General features: G+C 46.3%; 16 protein-coding genes. 13 read left to right on the top strand and 3 right to left on the bottom strand.

Translation table 11 applies throughout. The features are described from left to right. Window positions 1–11: 11 nt before the first annotated feature. The 4 genes from rfaE1 (at window position 12) to cysM (ending at window position 3,423) form a co-directional block, all read left to right on the top strand. Window positions 12–941 carry a D-glycero-beta-D-manno-heptose-7-phosphate kinase gene (gene rfaE1 / locus C2756_RS08255; RefSeq protein ID WP_305848906.1) on the top strand — a complete coding sequence of 310 codons (930 nt, stop codon included), beginning with the start codon at window positions 12–14 and terminating at the stop codon, window positions 939–941. Then, complete coding sequence (gene rfaD, locus C2756_RS08250; RefSeq protein ID WP_215318541.1) at window positions 938–1,957, top strand: ADP-glyceromanno-heptose 6-epimerase; 1,020 nt, start codon at window positions 938–940, stop codon at window positions 1,955–1,957. The genes rfaE1 and rfaD overlap by 4 nt, the downstream gene beginning before the upstream one ends. A gap of 87 nt (window positions 1,958–2,044) precedes the next feature. Next, window positions 2,045–2,470: a helix-hairpin-helix domain-containing protein gene (locus C2756_RS08245; RefSeq protein ID WP_251372030.1), complete on the top strand. Its 426-nt coding sequence runs from the start codon at window positions 2,045–2,047 to the stop codon at window positions 2,468–2,470. Between the two features lie 41 nt (window positions 2,471–2,511). Next, the gene (cysM, locus tag C2756_RS08240) at window positions 2,512–3,423 is read left to right on the top strand and encodes a cysteine synthase CysM (RefSeq protein ID WP_215318539.1); all 912 of its coding nucleotides are present in this window, start codon (window positions 2,512–2,514) and stop codon (window positions 3,421–3,423) included. Here the strand turns inward: cysM and C2756_RS08235 are convergent. Continuing rightward, window positions 3,420–4,730 (bottom strand): lytic transglycosylase domain-containing protein, encoded by a 1,311-nt coding sequence (locus tag C2756_RS08235; protein ID WP_251372029.1) that lies wholly within the window; start codon window positions 4,728–4,730, stop codon window positions 3,420–3,422. The genes cysM and C2756_RS08235 overlap by 4 nt on opposite strands. Before the next feature lie 47 nt (window positions 4,731–4,777). Here C2756_RS08235 and C2756_RS08230 point away from each other — a divergent pair, with 47 nt between their 5' ends. The 5 genes from C2756_RS08230 (at window position 4,778) to C2756_RS08210 (ending at window position 10,994) form a co-directional block, all read left to right on the top strand. Then, on the top strand, window positions 4,778–5,698 hold the full coding sequence (locus C2756_RS08230) for a histone deacetylase family protein (protein ID WP_215318537.1): 921 nt from the start codon (window positions 4,778–4,780) through the stop codon (window positions 5,696–5,698). A gap of 43 nt (window positions 5,699–5,741) precedes the next feature. Beyond that, the gene (locus C2756_RS08225; protein WP_215318534.1) at window positions 5,742–7,394 is read left to right on the top strand and encodes an acyl-CoA synthetase; all 1,653 of its coding nucleotides are present in this window, start codon (window positions 5,742–5,744) and stop codon (window positions 7,392–7,394) included. A gap of 86 nt (window positions 7,395–7,480) precedes the next feature. After that, entirely contained in the window at window positions 7,481–8,230 is a 750-nt protein-coding gene (locus C2756_RS08220) for an electron transfer flavoprotein subunit beta/FixA family protein (protein WP_215318533.1), read from the top strand. Further along, window positions 8,231–9,166: an electron transfer flavoprotein subunit alpha/FixB family protein gene (locus tag C2756_RS08215; RefSeq protein WP_215318531.1), complete on the top strand. Its 936-nt coding sequence runs from the start codon at window positions 8,231–8,233 to the stop codon at window positions 9,164–9,166. It begins immediately after the preceding gene. A gap of 40 nt (window positions 9,167–9,206) precedes the next feature. Further along, complete coding sequence (locus tag C2756_RS08210; protein ID WP_215318529.1) at window positions 9,207–10,994, top strand: acyl-CoA dehydrogenase; 1,788 nt, start codon at window positions 9,207–9,209, stop codon at window positions 10,992–10,994. Window positions 10,995–11,032: 38 nt separating this feature from the next. Here the strand turns inward: C2756_RS08210 and C2756_RS08205 are convergent, their stop codons facing one another. Together C2756_RS08205 and C2756_RS08200 are read right to left on the bottom strand one after the other, a co-directional pair. Continuing rightward, window positions 11,033–11,497: a hypothetical protein gene (locus C2756_RS08205; RefSeq protein ID WP_251372028.1), complete on the bottom strand. Its 465-nt coding sequence runs from the start codon at window positions 11,495–11,497 to the stop codon at window positions 11,033–11,035. 5 nt (window positions 11,498–11,502) lie between these two features. After that, the gene (locus tag C2756_RS08200) at window positions 11,503–11,946 is read right to left on the bottom strand and encodes an META domain-containing protein (RefSeq protein WP_251372027.1); all 444 of its coding nucleotides are present in this window, start codon (window positions 11,944–11,946) and stop codon (window positions 11,503–11,505) included. A gap of 311 nt (window positions 11,947–12,257) precedes the next feature. Between C2756_RS08200 and rpsP the strand changes: the two genes are divergently transcribed. The 4 genes from rpsP to rplS all read left to right on the top strand — a co-directional run bounded on the left by rpsP (window position 12,258) and on the right by rplS (window position 14,467). Continuing rightward, on the top strand, window positions 12,258–12,503 hold the full coding sequence (gene rpsP, locus C2756_RS08195) for a 30S ribosomal protein S16 (RefSeq protein ID WP_068948964.1): 246 nt from the start codon (window positions 12,258–12,260) through the stop codon (window positions 12,501–12,503). A 91-nt stretch (window positions 12,504–12,594) separates the two neighbouring features. Next, entirely contained in the window at window positions 12,595–13,161 is a 567-nt protein-coding gene (gene rimM / locus C2756_RS08190; protein WP_215318526.1) for a ribosome maturation factor RimM, read from the top strand. Window positions 13,162–13,188: 27 nt separating this feature from the next. Further along, window positions 13,189–13,935 (top strand): tRNA (guanosine(37)-N1)-methyltransferase TrmD, encoded by a 747-nt coding sequence (gene trmD / locus C2756_RS08185; RefSeq protein ID WP_215318524.1) that lies wholly within the window; start codon window positions 13,189–13,191, stop codon window positions 13,933–13,935. Between the two features lie 136 nt (window positions 13,936–14,071). Then, complete coding sequence (rplS, locus tag C2756_RS08180) at window positions 14,072–14,467, top strand: 50S ribosomal protein L19 (RefSeq protein ID WP_215318522.1); 396 nt, start codon at window positions 14,072–14,074, stop codon at window positions 14,465–14,467. Window positions 14,468–14,531: the final 64 nt, after the last annotated feature.

The raw sequence follows: 14,531 nt of genomic DNA, 5'->3' as shown, positions 1-14,531 counted from the left end.
CAAGTCTTCAAATGGAAAAAGCCAATCGCGAACAGTTTTCTAAAGCACGCCTGCTAGTAGTCGGTGACGTGATGCTAGATCGTTATTGGTTTGGTGATACGAATCGCATTTCTCCTGAGGCGCCTGTCCCAGTGGTGCAGGTGGGTAAGATTGATGAACGTTTGGGTGGTGCTGCAAACGTCGCTCGTAACGTCGCTGCTTTAGGTGCACAAACCACTATTCTCGGTATTGTTGGTCAAGACGAGCCAGGTCACCGAGTCATTGATTTACTCAAGTCTGGTGGCGTTGATAGTCAATTAGAGATTGACCCTAAAGCGCCAACGATTGTGAAGTTGCGTGTCATTGCGCGACAGCAGCAGTTAATTCGTTTAGATTTTGAAGAAACGCCGAGTGAAAAAGCTTTAGCGCATAAATTAGAGCGTTTTGAGAAGTTGGTTGGCTCTGCTGACGTCGTTATCCTCTCTGATTACGGCAAAGGCGCCTTAGGTCAAGTAGCGCATATGATTGAGCAAGCTAGAGCGCAAAATAAAGTGATCTTGGTTGATCCTAAGGGCGAAGATTATGAAAAATATCGTGGTGCCACGGTCTTAACTCCGAATCGCAGCGAGTTGCGCCAAGTGGTTGGTCAGTGGACGAGTGAGGAAGACCTCACCCGCAGAGCGCAAGATCTCAGAAGATCACTTAATTTACAGGCACTTCTCTTGACGCGTTCTGAAGAGGGGATGAGTTTATATACCGAAGCAGGTGTTAGTCATGTTAAGGCTCAAGCACGTGAAGTATTTGATGTATCGGGTGCTGGAGATACTGTGATTGCAACTCTAGCGGTTGCTTTGGCTGCGAAGTGGCCTTTAGAAAAGGCGATGGCCTTAGCCAACCGTGCTGGTGGTATTGTGGTTGGTAAGCTCGGTACTGCTACCGTTACTTCAGAGGAATTACAGTGACTATTATCGTAACTGGCGCTGCTGGTTTTATTGGGGCCAATATTGTTCAAGCGCTTAATGCCCGTGGCGAGAAAAACATCATCGCTGTAGATGATTTGCGTCCTGCTGATAAGTATCGCAACCTTGCCGATCTAGACATTATTGATTACCTTGATAAAGATGAATTTCTAGAAGCTTTTAGAAGTGGTCGGTTCGGAAAAGTAAAGGCAGTCTTTCATGAAGGTGCCTGCTCGGACACTATGGAGACTGATGGCATTTTTATGATGGCGAATAACTATCGCTACACCATGAATTTGTTGGACATCTGTACAGCGCAAAAAGTACAACTACTCTACGCCTCTTCAGCAGCTACCTATGGTGGTTCCGATATATTTGTTGAGAGTCGTGAACATGAGAAGCCACTCAATATCTATGGCTACTCTAAATTCTTATTCGATCAAGTGATGCGTAAGCGCTTTGCTGAAAATGCTAATACCTCACAAGTAGTCGGTTTCCGTTACTTCAACGTCTACGGTCCCCGTGAATCACATAAAGGCCGCATGGCTTCAGTAGCTTTTCATCAATACCACCAATACAAAGCTAACGGCCATGTAAAGCTCTTTGGCGAATACGGTGGTTATGGTCCAGGCGAACAAAGTCGTGACTTTGTTTCTGTTGAGGACGTTGTCAAAGTGAATTTATTTTTCTTAGATCATCCAGAAATCAGTGGCATCTTCAATTTGGGTAGTGGTCGTGCCCAGCCGTTTAATGATGTGGCACATGCAGTTGCAAATTCAATGCGCAAGCTGGATAAGGCAAAACCTGCCAGCCTACAAGAGTTGGTCAAGGAAAAAGCAATTGAGTACATTCCGTTTCCGGATGCGCTCAAAGGTAAGTATCAGTGTTTTACTCAAGCCGATTTAACAAAACTGCGCGCTGCTGGCTACAAAGAACCCTTCCTAAATGTTGAGCAAGGCGTCAGTCGTTATATCGAGTGGTTGGAAGCCAATTCTGGTTTCTTAGCCAACCCACTGTAGGCTAGTCAACCCAATACTTTTTTCTTCGTTATAAGCGATCCACGTGCACTTTGTGTCCGTGGATTTTTTGTTTACTACGGAGAATATATGACGAATAGTTTTCATATGAGAAGTGCTGGTTTGATGAGATCTGCCTTGGTTTCTGCAGTTTTAGCAATGACTTCCCTAGGGCTTGCTAACGCTTCACCCATTAATGTCAATACAGCAACCCAATCTGAATTAGAAAGTATTAAAGGAATTGGTCCATCTAAAGCAAGAACGATTATTAGCGAGCGTACCGATGGCGGTCATTTTCAAGATGCCAATGATTTACAGAAGCGAGTCCGCGGCATTGGCATAAAATCTGTTGAAAAAATGGTGGATAACGGTTTAACTATTGAAGCCCCTGGTTCCTTTCGGGAGCCTAATGGTCGCACCAAGAAGGATGGCGGAGCCTCTGGCCGACGCAATTCGCGTCATCAAGCTAGTAGCCGCAATCAGCCGGAGCGTACGACGCCACATCGCCGAAATTAAGCCCTTCAGAGTGTAGGCTTGCTTATGGCTAAAATGGGCTCATGAGCAAACCTTCTTACCTAACGATTTCACAAACTGTGGGCAACACCCCATTAGTGCGCTTGCAGCGTATTCCCGGTTTAGAAAACGAGAATCGTAACAATGTCATTTTAGGTAAGCTAGAAGGCAACAATCCAGCCGGGTCGGTAAAAGACCGACCTGCGCTGTCGATGATTATGCGCGCACAAGAGCGTGGCGAAATTAAACCTGGTGATACCTTGATTGAGGCAACCAGTGGCAATACTGGTATAGCCTTAGCAATGACTGCAGCCATGCTGGGTTACAAGATGGTCTTGGTAATGCCTGAAAACCAAAGTATTGAACGACGTCAAAGTATGGCGGCCTATGGTGCAGAACTTATTTTGACTGCTGCATCTGGTGGCATGGAGTTTGCAAGAGATTACGCGCTACAACTTCAGCGTGAGGGGCGTGGCAGATTGTTAGATCAATTTGCCAACTCGGATAATCCCAGAGCCCATATTGAAACTACGGGCCCAGAGATTTGGCGCGATACCGATGGGCAAGTCACTCACTTTGTCTCTGCGATGGGCACCACCGGCACAATTACTGGTGTATCGACTTATCTCAAGTCAATGAATCCTGCCATTCAGATTATTGGCGCCCAGCCTGAAGAGGGCTCACAGATTCCTGGTATTCGGAAGTGGGCGCCAGAGTATTTACCAAAGATTTACCAAGGTGATCGGGTTGATCGTATTGAGTATGTCACGCAGGCAGATGCTGAAGATATGGCAAGACGCTTGGCAGTGGAAGAAGGAATCTTCTGCGGCATCTCGGCAGGTGGAGCGCTAGTGGTAGCTTTGCGCATTGCACGCCAAGTGGAAAATGCCACTATCGTTTTCATAGTTTGCGATCGCGGTGATCGCTATTTATCGACAGGCGTATTCCCTGCTTAATTTGGTTTAGTTTTTTTCTTGGTGTTAGATTTCTTTGAATTCTTAACCTTTGATTTATCTGCAAAGCTTTTTTGATCTGCTGCTTTCGCTAGTGCTTCATTTGATAAGGTAGCTGGTACTACGCTTTGGTTCTTATAACCTAGTGCTTCTGCAAACTCTGCCACACTCTGAGCGTAGAAATAACTGCGGTTGTACTGAACAATGGTTAAGAAATTATTTAATCCCACAAAATACTGTGCTTGATCGAGTCCGTCTTTGTCGGGGTAGGGCAGATCCACAATCAAGGCTTTACTTTGGGGTTCCACCCCACCACTTTGAAGATCGCCTTGTTGAGGCAATAGGATGCCCTGTTCAATTAGTTCTGCAACGGTGTATTTCAGTTGTGGTTCACCATCAGCCCATTGCTTTGCAACTGGTATAGCGTTTTCTTGTACAGGAAAAGAAATCGGCATGCCTGCTTGCCAACCATGTTGCTTCATAAAGTTCGCTACGCTCGCGATTGCATCTTTAGGACTTTGTTTAAGATCAATGCGTCCATCGCCGTCACCATCAACAGCAAAACTGCGGATACTGCTGGGCATAAATTGTGGCAAGCCAATCGCTCCAGCATAGGAGCTGTTTTGATTGAGGCAGGTATTAAAGCGAGTCACATTTACGCCTCGGATGCTATTTTTGGCTGGCAACTTACCGCCAGCTTCTGTCCAGCACAGCAGGATCAGTTCTTGAAGTTGATCCTTAAAAAGCTGCTCGCGGGCAGGCTTATTAGGGGTATCGGGATAGCTGAAGGCGAGTGTTGACAACACATCCTTGACTCGAAAATTACCAGTCTGACGCCCATAAATAGTCTCAATTCCAATAATGGCGACAATCATCTCTGCTGGCACCCCTGAGTCTTGCTCTACCTGACTTAAAAAGGCGCGGTTTTCATCCCAAAAGGCCTTTCCAGCCTTGAGGCGCACTGGCTCAATAAAGCGTTTGCGATACGCTAGCCAATTTTTCTTAAAAGTGCCCGATGGGGGTAATACCAATTTGCGGATAGAGGGAATCGTTTTAGCATCAAGAAAGCCGTTTTCTAGGGTCTGCAGCGGTATTTCTTGGGTTTGTGAGACTTGGTTTAATAGGGTACTCAGGTTTTGGCTGTAACGTGCTTCGGTGATCGCATCATCGGCTTGGTTTACGATGGGTTGTTGGGTATTACTTTGTTGCGAAGGACTGCTCGAGCAGGCCCCAAGTAACAGTGCGAGCAGCAGGTAGCAGACCCGAAAGTTCATGCCCCAGAGCAAGGATTGTTGAGAATTGAGCACCATTAATTAGAGTATAAAAAATACAGTTTTGCTATTAAGGATTACAGCTAATGACAACAGGATACATAACTCACCCAGACTTTCTGAAACATGAGATGGGTAGCCATCACCCAGAGTGCCCTGAAAGGATTCAAGCTATCAATGACCAGATGATTCGTAGTGGGGTAGATCGCTTCTTACATCACCTCGATGCACCATTGGCTAGCGAAGATCAACTAGAACTGGTGCACAGTCCTGATCATGTTGCTTTTGTCAAAGAGAAGGCTCCCCAAAGTGGGTATGCCATGCTTGACGGCGACACCATTATGAATCCCCATACATGGCAGGCTTCCCTGCGTGCTGCTGGGGCAGCGATTGCCGGGGTCGATGCTGTCATGAAGGGTGAGGTTGAAAATGTCTTTTGTGCAGTAAGACCCCCAGGACATCATGCCGAACCTACCCGCTCAATGGGATTTTGCTTATTTGATAACGTGGCTATTGCTGCCCGTTATGCCATGGAAGCATACGGTCTTGAACGCGTGGCTATTGTTGATTTTGATGTGCACCATGGTAATGGCACAGAAGCCGCATTTTTCAATGACCCGAGTGTTTTGATGTGCAGCTTTTTCCAGCATCCGTTTTATCCCTATAGCGGTCTTGATCGTGCTGACAATATGGTGAACGTACCTTTGCCGGCAGCGACTCGTGGCGACGTGGTGCGCTCGATTGTGGAAGAGCAATGGCTACCAGTGCTCCGCAACTTTGAGCCGCAACTCATCATCATTTCAGCTGGATTTGATGCGCATCGCGAAGATGATCTGGGTCAAATGGGTTTGGTTGAGGATGACTATGTTTGGATCACCAAGCGCTTGAAGGAGATTGCGCATGAATATGCTAACAATCGCATTGTCAGTTGCTTAGAGGGTGGTTATAACTTATCAGCCTTAGGGCGTAGCGTTGTTGCTCATGTCAAAGCCTTGGCTGATATTTAAAGCGTTACAAGAAAAACGGTTATTCAAAGATTGAAAGCAAAAGATGGCAAATATTTATGAGCAAGGTTTAGATCGTAATCCTGCAAATTACACCCCTATTACTCCACTCTTGTTTTTAGAAAGATCTGCCGAGATCTATCCGAAGAAGGTTGCCGTTATCCATGGCAAGTTACGTCAAACTTGGGCGCAAACCTACGAGCGTTGCCGCCGCTTGGCTAGCGCCTTACAAAAGCATGGCATTGGTCTTGGCGATACTGTTGCTGTCATGTTGCCGAATACGCCGCCGATGGTGGAGGCGCACTTCGGTATTCCGATGGCAGGTGCAGTATTAAATGCCTTAAACACCCGCTTAGACCCAGAGTCCATCACCTTCATGTTGAACCATGGTGAAGCAAAAGTCGTGATTGTCGATCCAGAGTTTTCAGGAGTGATGAAGAAAGCTTTAGAGATTGCCAAGAAAGATAGTGGTCGTGAATTCTTAGTCATTGATGTCGAAGAAAAAGAGTACGACGTTGCAGGTGAGAGGCTAGGCAAGCTTACTTATGAGCAATTACTGGCAGAAGGAGACCCTCAATTTGCGTGGCAAGTACCTGCTGATGAGTGGCAAGCGATTTGTTTGAACTACACCTCTGGCACTACAGGTAATCCCAAGGGAGTGGTCTATCACCATCGTGGCGCAGCCATTAATGCTGTTTCAAATGTACTTGATTGGGATATGAATAAGCATCCCATCTATTTGTGGACTTTGCCAATGTTTCATTGCAATGGTTGGTGTTTCCCTTGGACGATTGCTGCTCGTGCTGGTATTAATGTTTGTTTGCGTCGCGTAGATGCGCAACATATCTTTGCTGCTATCAAAGAGCATGGCGTGACCCACTACTGCGCAGCACCGATTGTGCATAACCTCTTGGTCAATGCCCCAGATGAGCTTAAGGCTGGAGTGCCAGCGGGCGTCAAAGGTCTTATTGCTGGAGCTGCACCACCCGCTTCGATTATTGAAGGTATGGAGAAGTTAGGCTTTGATCTAACCCATGTCTATGGTTTAACAGAAGTGTATGGCCCTGCTGCTGTTTGCGTTAAACAAGATGAATGGAATGATGTGGATATCAGCGAGCGTGCCCGTTTGAATGCCCGTCAAGGTGTGCGCTATCACATGCAACAAGCGATCGATGTACTCAATCCAGAAACGATGGAGCCTGTTCCCGCTGATGGTGAGACGATGGGTGAGATTATGTTTAAGGGCAACATTGCAATGAAGGGCTACCTGAAGAATGAGAAAGCTACGCAAGAAGCCTTCGAGGGTGGCTGGTTTCACTCAGGTGACTTAGCAGTAAAGAGTGCCGATGGTTATGTCAAGATCAAAGACCGTAGCAAAGACATCATAATTTCTGGGGGTGAGAATATTTCTTCGATTGAGGTGGAAGACGTGCTCTATCGCCATCCAGCCGTGATTGCTGCGGCAGTGGTAGCAAAACCCGATCCAAAGTGGGGCGAAACCCCTTGCGCTTTCTTAGAAATCAAGCCTGGTGTCGAGGTAACCCCGGCTGACATCATCGCCCATTGCAAACAGCACTTAGCAGGCTTTAAGGTTCCCAAAGCGATTGTTTTTGGAGAGCTGCCAAAGACTTCAACTGGAAAAATCCAGAAGTTCGAGCTGCGCAAGCAGGCTGGCTCGGCCACTGCTATTGATGTCTAGTTCAATAGAGAGGGCGGTAAAATAAGGGTTACCCGATTTTTTAGATAAATATCGTTTTTGAAGCGTTTGAGGATTGTGAAAGTCAGATGAAGATCTTAGTTGCAGTGAAACGCGTTGTTGATTACAACGTCAAAGTGCGTGTGAAGTCAGATAATTCTGGTGTCGATATTGCGAACGTCAAGATGAGTATGAACCCCTTTGACGAAATCGCAGTAGAAGAAGCAGTCAGACTCAAAGAAGCTGGTATTGCCACTGAAGTTGTAGTGGTGACTGCAGGCGTAACTCAATGCCAAGAAACTTTGCGTACAGCCTTAGCTATTGGTGCAGATCGTGCTATTTTGGTAGAGGCTGATACTGAGTTGCAACCTTTGGCAGTAGCCAAGATTCTCAAGGCGCTTTCAGAAAAAGAACAAGCACAAATTATTATTCTCGGTAAGCAGGCGATTGATGACGATAGCAACCAGACTGGTCAGATGTTGGCAGGCTTATTAGATATTCCGCAAGCAACTTTTGCCTCTAAGGTGGTGATTGCGGATGGCAAAGCTACTGTGACTCGTGAAGTAGATGGTGGCTTAGAAACGATTGCACTGTCATTGCCGGCAGTCATCACGACTGACCTTCGTCTCAATGAACCCCGCTATGTGACCTTGCCTAATATCATGAAGGCAAAGAAGAAGACGATTGATATTGTGAAGCCAGAAGACTTAGGTATTGATATTGCGCCTCGCCTCAAAACTCTCAAAGTAGAAGAGCCTCCTAAGCGCAGCGCTGGTGTGATGGTTGCTGATGTAACTGCTCTTGTTGAAAAACTCAAAAATGAAGCGAAGGTGATTTAAATGGCTGCTCTTGTTATATCTGAACACGATAATCAATCATTAAAGGCGGCTACCTTCAATGCAGTTGCAGCTGCTTTGCAATGCTCTCCCGAAGTAGACGTGCTAGTTGCTGGTAACAGTGCTGATGTTGTAGCTACAGCCGCATCCCAGATAGCGGGTGTCCGCAAGGTGATCCAGATTGATGCCTTAAATCTAGCGGATCAATTAGCAGAACCTTTAGCTGCGCAGATTTTGTCGCTAGCTGGTAACTACAGCTACTTATTGGCACCTGCTACTGCTAGTGGTAAGAATGTCATGCCACGCGTTGCTGCAAAGTTAGATGTTGCGCAGCTTTCTGACATAACTAAGGTCGTGAGCGCAGATACTTTTGAGCGCCCGATCTATGCGGGTAATGCCATCGCTACTGTTCAGTCGAGTGATGCAGTCAAGGTGATTACTGTGCGTACGACGGGCTTTGATCCTGTTGCTGCTACTGGTGGGTCTGCTGTGATTGAAAAAGTGGCTGCTACTGATAGCGCAGGTAAATCCGCTTTTGTCGGTCGTGAGTTGACTAAATCAGATCGTCCAGAACTGACTGCAGCCAAGATCATCGTATCTGGCGGCCGTGGTTTAGGCTCTGGCGAAAAGTATCAAGAGTTAGTAGTGCCTTTGGCTGATAAGTTAGGTGCTGCCTTAGGCGCCTCACGTGCTGCCGTAGATGCGGGCTATGTACCCAATGACTATCAAGTGGGTCAAACTGGCAAGATCGTTGCTCCCCAGTTATATGTTGCCGTAGGTATCTCTGGCGCTATTCAGCACTTGGCTGGCATGAAGGATTCTAAAGTGATCGTGGCCATTAACAAAGATCCAGAAGCACCGATTTTTGGAGTTGCTGATTATGGTTTGGTTGCCGATCTCTTTACTGCTGTTCCAGAATTAACGAAAGCACTCTCGTAATTTTGAATAGCCCACCTGATTCGAATCCATAGGAGTTGTAATGCCATATGTAGCCCCCGTGAAAGACATGTTGTTTGTAATGAATGAGCTTGCGGGGCTATCAGATGTAGTGACTTACCCATCCTATGCAGAAGCAGGTGCTGATGTTGATCTTGCGCCAGCAATTCTGGAAGAGTCTGCAAAATTTAATCAGGATGTTGTTGCCCCACTCAATTGGCCTGGCGATCAACAGCCAAGCTCATTCAAAGATGGCGTAGTGACTACGACTCCTGGCTTCAAAGAAGCATTTGAACAATTTGCTGCTGCTGGCTGGCAGGGCGTCATTCATCCGGCAGAATTTGGTGGTCAAGGCTTGCCAAAACTTATTGCTACTGCCTGCTTTGAAATGGTTCACTCAGCCAGCCTCTCTTTTGCTTTATGTCCGATGCTCACTGATGGTGCTATTGAGGCATTGCTCACAGCAGCAAGCCCAGAACTCCAAGAACAATTTGTCCCGAGCATGATTTCTGGGGAATGGACAGGCTCGATGTGTTTGACGGAGCCCCAAGCAGGTTCTGATTTATCGATGGTGCGTTCTAAGGCTGTACCTGAGGGCGATGGTAGCTATAAGATCTTTGGGACCAAGATCTATATCACCTACGGTGAGCATGATATGGCCAAGAACATTATTCATTTGGTTTTGGCTAGGACGCCTGATGCACCAGAGGGTGTTAAAGGGATTTCATTATTCGTGGTGCCGAAGTTCTTAGTCAATGCAGATGGCTCATTAGGTGAGCGTAATGATGTGCATTGTGTATCGATTGAACATAAGCTCGGAATTAAGGCGAGCCCAACCGCGGTACTAGAGTTTGGCGATCATGGTGGCGCCACCGGCTATTTAGTTGGTGAAGAGAATCGCGGTCTGGAATATATGTTTGTGATGATGAACGCTGCGCGTTTTGCAGTGGGGATGCAAGGCGTTGCAGTCGCAGAGCGCGCCTATCAAAAGGCCGTGCAATATGCTAAAGATCGCGTTCAAAGTCGTGATCTCGCTGGCTCTCCTGGCCCCGTAGCGATTATTCATCAGCCTGATGTGAAACGAATGTTGATGACTATGCGCGCTTATGTAGAGGCTTCTCGTGCCTTGGCATACTATGCTGCTGCTGCATACGATGCACAGCATGCTGCACCAGATGAAGTAGTGCGTAAAGCAAATCAAGCAATCTATGAATTCTTAGTGCCGATTGTGAAGGGCTTCTCTACTGAGATGTCGATTGAGGTTGCGAGCCTAGGTGTACAAGTCCATGGCGGCATGGGCTTTATTGAAGAGACTGGTGCTGCACAACACTATCGTGATGCTCGTATTCTGACGATTTATGAAGGGACGACAGCCATTCAGGCAAATGACTTGGTCGGTAGAAAAACTGTCCGTGATGGCGGTGCTATTACAAAAGTACTGTCACAAAAAATTGCCGAAACTGAAAAAGAGTTAGCAGCTAGTGCTAGTGCTGATGCGAAAGCAGTTCTCAAGCAATTGACTGTTGGGCGTGCTGCGTTCGATGAAGCGGTTGCTTATATTTTGGCGCATGCAAAGACGGACACTAAAGCGGTATACGCCGGTAGCTTTGCTTACTTACGTTTATCAGGTTTGGTCTTCGGAGGATGGCAAATGGCACGGGGCTTATTAGCAGCCGAACGTTTGCGCGATAGCGATCCAACTTTCTATAAGACGAAGATTGCAACGGCGCGCTTCTTTGCGGAAAACTTACTACCACAGGCACAGGCCTTGGCCACCTCGATTATTGAAGGTGGTTACTCTACCAATGCACTAGAGCTTGAGCAGTTCTAAAATATTGGCAATTCGTAAATCACGAAAGCTATCTGCTATTACTGGGATAGCTTTCTGGCTTCTTGGAGTTGAGAAATAAAGAATTGCTCAAAGGCTATAGCTAAAAAGGTCATCATGACACCCGCACCTAGTACTAAGGAAAAGATGACAGTAAGAATCACTAGCCAACCCGATTGACTGCGCTCAAGTTCTGCAATGCCAGGATTAAATTGCGCATCCCATTTTTCATCGGGGCGTAAACCAAAGGTGATCGTGGTGAGCCAGCTAGCCTCAATCGCAATAAAACCAAAGGTCAGCAGTACCCAGCCAGGTCCTGAATGAAAATGGGCATCTTTTAGTAGACCCCAGCCAACAAAGCCTCCAAACAATGCGAGTAATTGTGTCCAAGCCCAGAAGGATTTCAGTCCCTGCAAGTAAAAACAATTGAGGCCAGTGCCCGGAAAAAATAATCCGAGTGCGCAAAATAGAAGTTTGGATTTTTTCATCAAGATATCAATACTCATTTATTTTATTTATTGGTAACAGGCCGTTGGGTAAAGCTCAGCACTTCACGATCAGTGCCGATCATGAGTAATTGATCGCCATTGCGAACGATGCTGCGATAGTCATTGAGTTCATAAAGGAAATCATTTTCTAATTCCATGCGTTGCGGAGTGCAGGCCATTTTGGTGCTAGCAATTTTGCTCAAGCTAAAGCCTCGTGCATCTTCATTCAGCTCCGCAGTAAAGCGATTGCATCCAGTAGATCCGCTAACCCTTTGCCCATTCGCATCAAAGTTCATTTGAATAGGGTTGCTCGCTTCCCCCTGTGGAATTTGGCGTGCACGAACTTCACCATTGCTATTGGGGGGTAAGTTCCAGCGAGTGAGTTCCCACCGGGTATTGCGCAGTTCGCTGCTCGGAGGACTAATTTTGGCGCCACAAGGCGGAATCACATTTGCGCAAGCGCTCAAAAGCCCTAGTCCTACGCAAGAAAGTGCGATCCAGAGGCGATTTAAAGAGCCTCGATTGTAGGTGGATCGTGTTGTTTTATTGGACATATCGGTATAAGTAATTGATTTATATGTATTTTTTATATTGATTTGGATTCTATTCTACTGTCTTGGGTACTTAAATAGGTGGAAGAAGTAGGGGTTTTCGTCTAGAATATGTGGTTTTCCGCTTTACCGTACGTTTAGTTGGTGAGCTGGAGCCCAAGATTTTTGTAGAAATTTTATTGGGTTGTAATCAACCTGTTTTCATTTTTAGATTTTAAGGAATAAGTATGGTCGTCATTCGACTGGCACGCGGCGGCTCTAAGAAGCGCCCTTTTTACAGCATTGTTGCTACTGATAAGCGCAACCGTCGCGACTCGAACTTTATCGAGCGCATTGGTTACTTCAATCCACAAGCAGCTGAATCTGAGCAAGCCATGCGCATTGCTCAAGATCGTTTGACTTATTGGACTGGCGTTGGTGCGCAAGTATCTCCAACGGTTGTTCGTTTAATTAAGAACAATCCTGCTGCTTAATATTCTGTTGCTAAATGCTTCATCTTTGAGATGATGCATTTAGTGGCGAAATTGTTGGTGGTTTATTTTGGGAAAATAAGGTGACTTGCAAATGAGTACACCTTCCCTAAATGATTTGATTGAACTTGGCGCCATTTCTGAGGCGCAAGGTTTGCAGGGGCAAGTGAAGGTTAGACCTCACTCATCAGACCCTGTAGCGCTTCTCTCTTCTAAGACAGTTTGGTTGTCCTTGATCCCACGTCGGGATGCTGGCGTTTCTGCATCTGTAGAACAAGCCTCGTTGACGCAATATAAAGTGAAGAGCGCCAAGATGCATAGCGGTAATGTCGTGCTTGCATTAGATGGTGTTACTGATCGTGATCAGGCCCTGGCATTAAAAGGTGCGCGCATATTAGTGGCCCGTGATGCATTTCCAAAAGCGGATAGTGATTCTTATTACTGGGTCGATCTGATTGGTTGCCAGGCAATCAATTTGCAACATGAGGCGCTAGGTAAAGTGCTCGATGTCACTGAAAATGGTGCTCATGGTGTGATTGCTATTGGTGATCCTGTTTCTAAAGAAATCAAATATCTTGTACCCTTTGTTAAAGAAGTGGTGCAAAACGTCGACTTACCAAATCAAGTGATTACGCTTGATTGGCAATTGGACTGGCAATAAAACTAAACCATATTCAAGAAACAACCCATGCGCTTTGATGTCGTGACCTTATTTCCCGAGATGTTTACTGCACTCACGCAGTGGGGTGTCACTGGTCGTGCTTGTGAGCAATCATTAGCGAGTGTTCATTTATGGAATCCACGAGACTTTTGTTTGGATGCGCGTAAGACAGTAGACGATCGTGCTTATGGTGGCGGTCCAGGCATGGTCATGATGGCCAAGCCCCTCGAAGATGCTATTGCAGGGATTAAGGCGGCTCATCAGGCTGCTGGAACTCAATCGGGCCCTATTTGCTTGTTGGCGCCCCAAGGAGAGCGCTTCTCCCAAAAAATGGCCTCAGATATCTTAAATGACGGTAATCTGAGCTTGGTTTGTGGTCGATATGAGGCCATAGACCAACGTTTTGTGGATCGCAATGTCGATTTACAGATATCCATAGGCGATTTTGTGCTATCCGGGGGCGAAATCCCTGCTATGGCCATCATGGATGCGGTTATTAGGCTTATTCCTGGGGCTCTCGGAGATGGCGAATCTGCTACCCAAGATAGCTTTATGAATGGTCTTTTGGACTATCCGCACTACACCAGGCCTGAGATTTATGAAAATTTATCAGTGCCGGACGTGCTTTTAGGCGGACATCACGCTAAAATAGCGGATTGGCGTCGGCAGAAGTCTTTAGAGCTGACGTTCAGGTTAAGGCCGGATTTAATTGAATCGGCTAGAGCCAATGGGTTGCTAACCCGAGAAGATGAACAATTTCTTCGCTCGCTGTGAATACTTTTAGTGGTGCGCAGTTGTGAATGAGTGGTTTGGTTTTTGGTTTAGTGAAATTGTTTTAACTACATCCTCTATTAGGTCCGTTGATTTAGGTCTCGGGATTAAACGCTAATACGATGTTTAAGGATTAAAAATGAATTTAATTGAAAAAATTGAGCAAGAAGAAATTGCTCGCTTGAGTGCTAACAAAACTTTGCCAAGCTTTGCGCCTGGCGATACAGTGGTTGTTAGTGTAAACGTTGTTGAAGGTACACGTAAGCGTACCCAGGCCTTTGAAGGCGTTGTGATTGCTAAACGCAATCGCGGACTAAATTCTAGCTTTATCGTGCGTAAGATTTCATCTGGTGAGGGCGTTGAGCGTACTTTCCAAACATACTCACCATTGATCGCTAGCGTTGAAGTAAAGCGTCGTGGTGATGTCCGTCGTGCAAAGTTGTACTACTTGCGTGATCGTTCTGGTAAGTCTGCACGTATTAAAGAAAAGCTTCAGGCTCGCACTAAGGCAGTGGCTGCTCCAGCTGCTGAATAATTGCTGCTTTGATGCAATAAAAAAGGCGGCCTAGGTCGCCTTTTTTATTGCCTTAAAATATGAC

This window comes from Polynucleobacter sp. UB-Siik-W21 (assembly GCF_018687415.1).
Taxonomy (GTDB): Bacteria; Pseudomonadota; Gammaproteobacteria; order Burkholderiales; family Burkholderiaceae; genus Polynucleobacter.
Note: the sequence above shows the minus strand (reverse complement) of the source record. Positions and strands in the feature narration are given on the sequence as shown.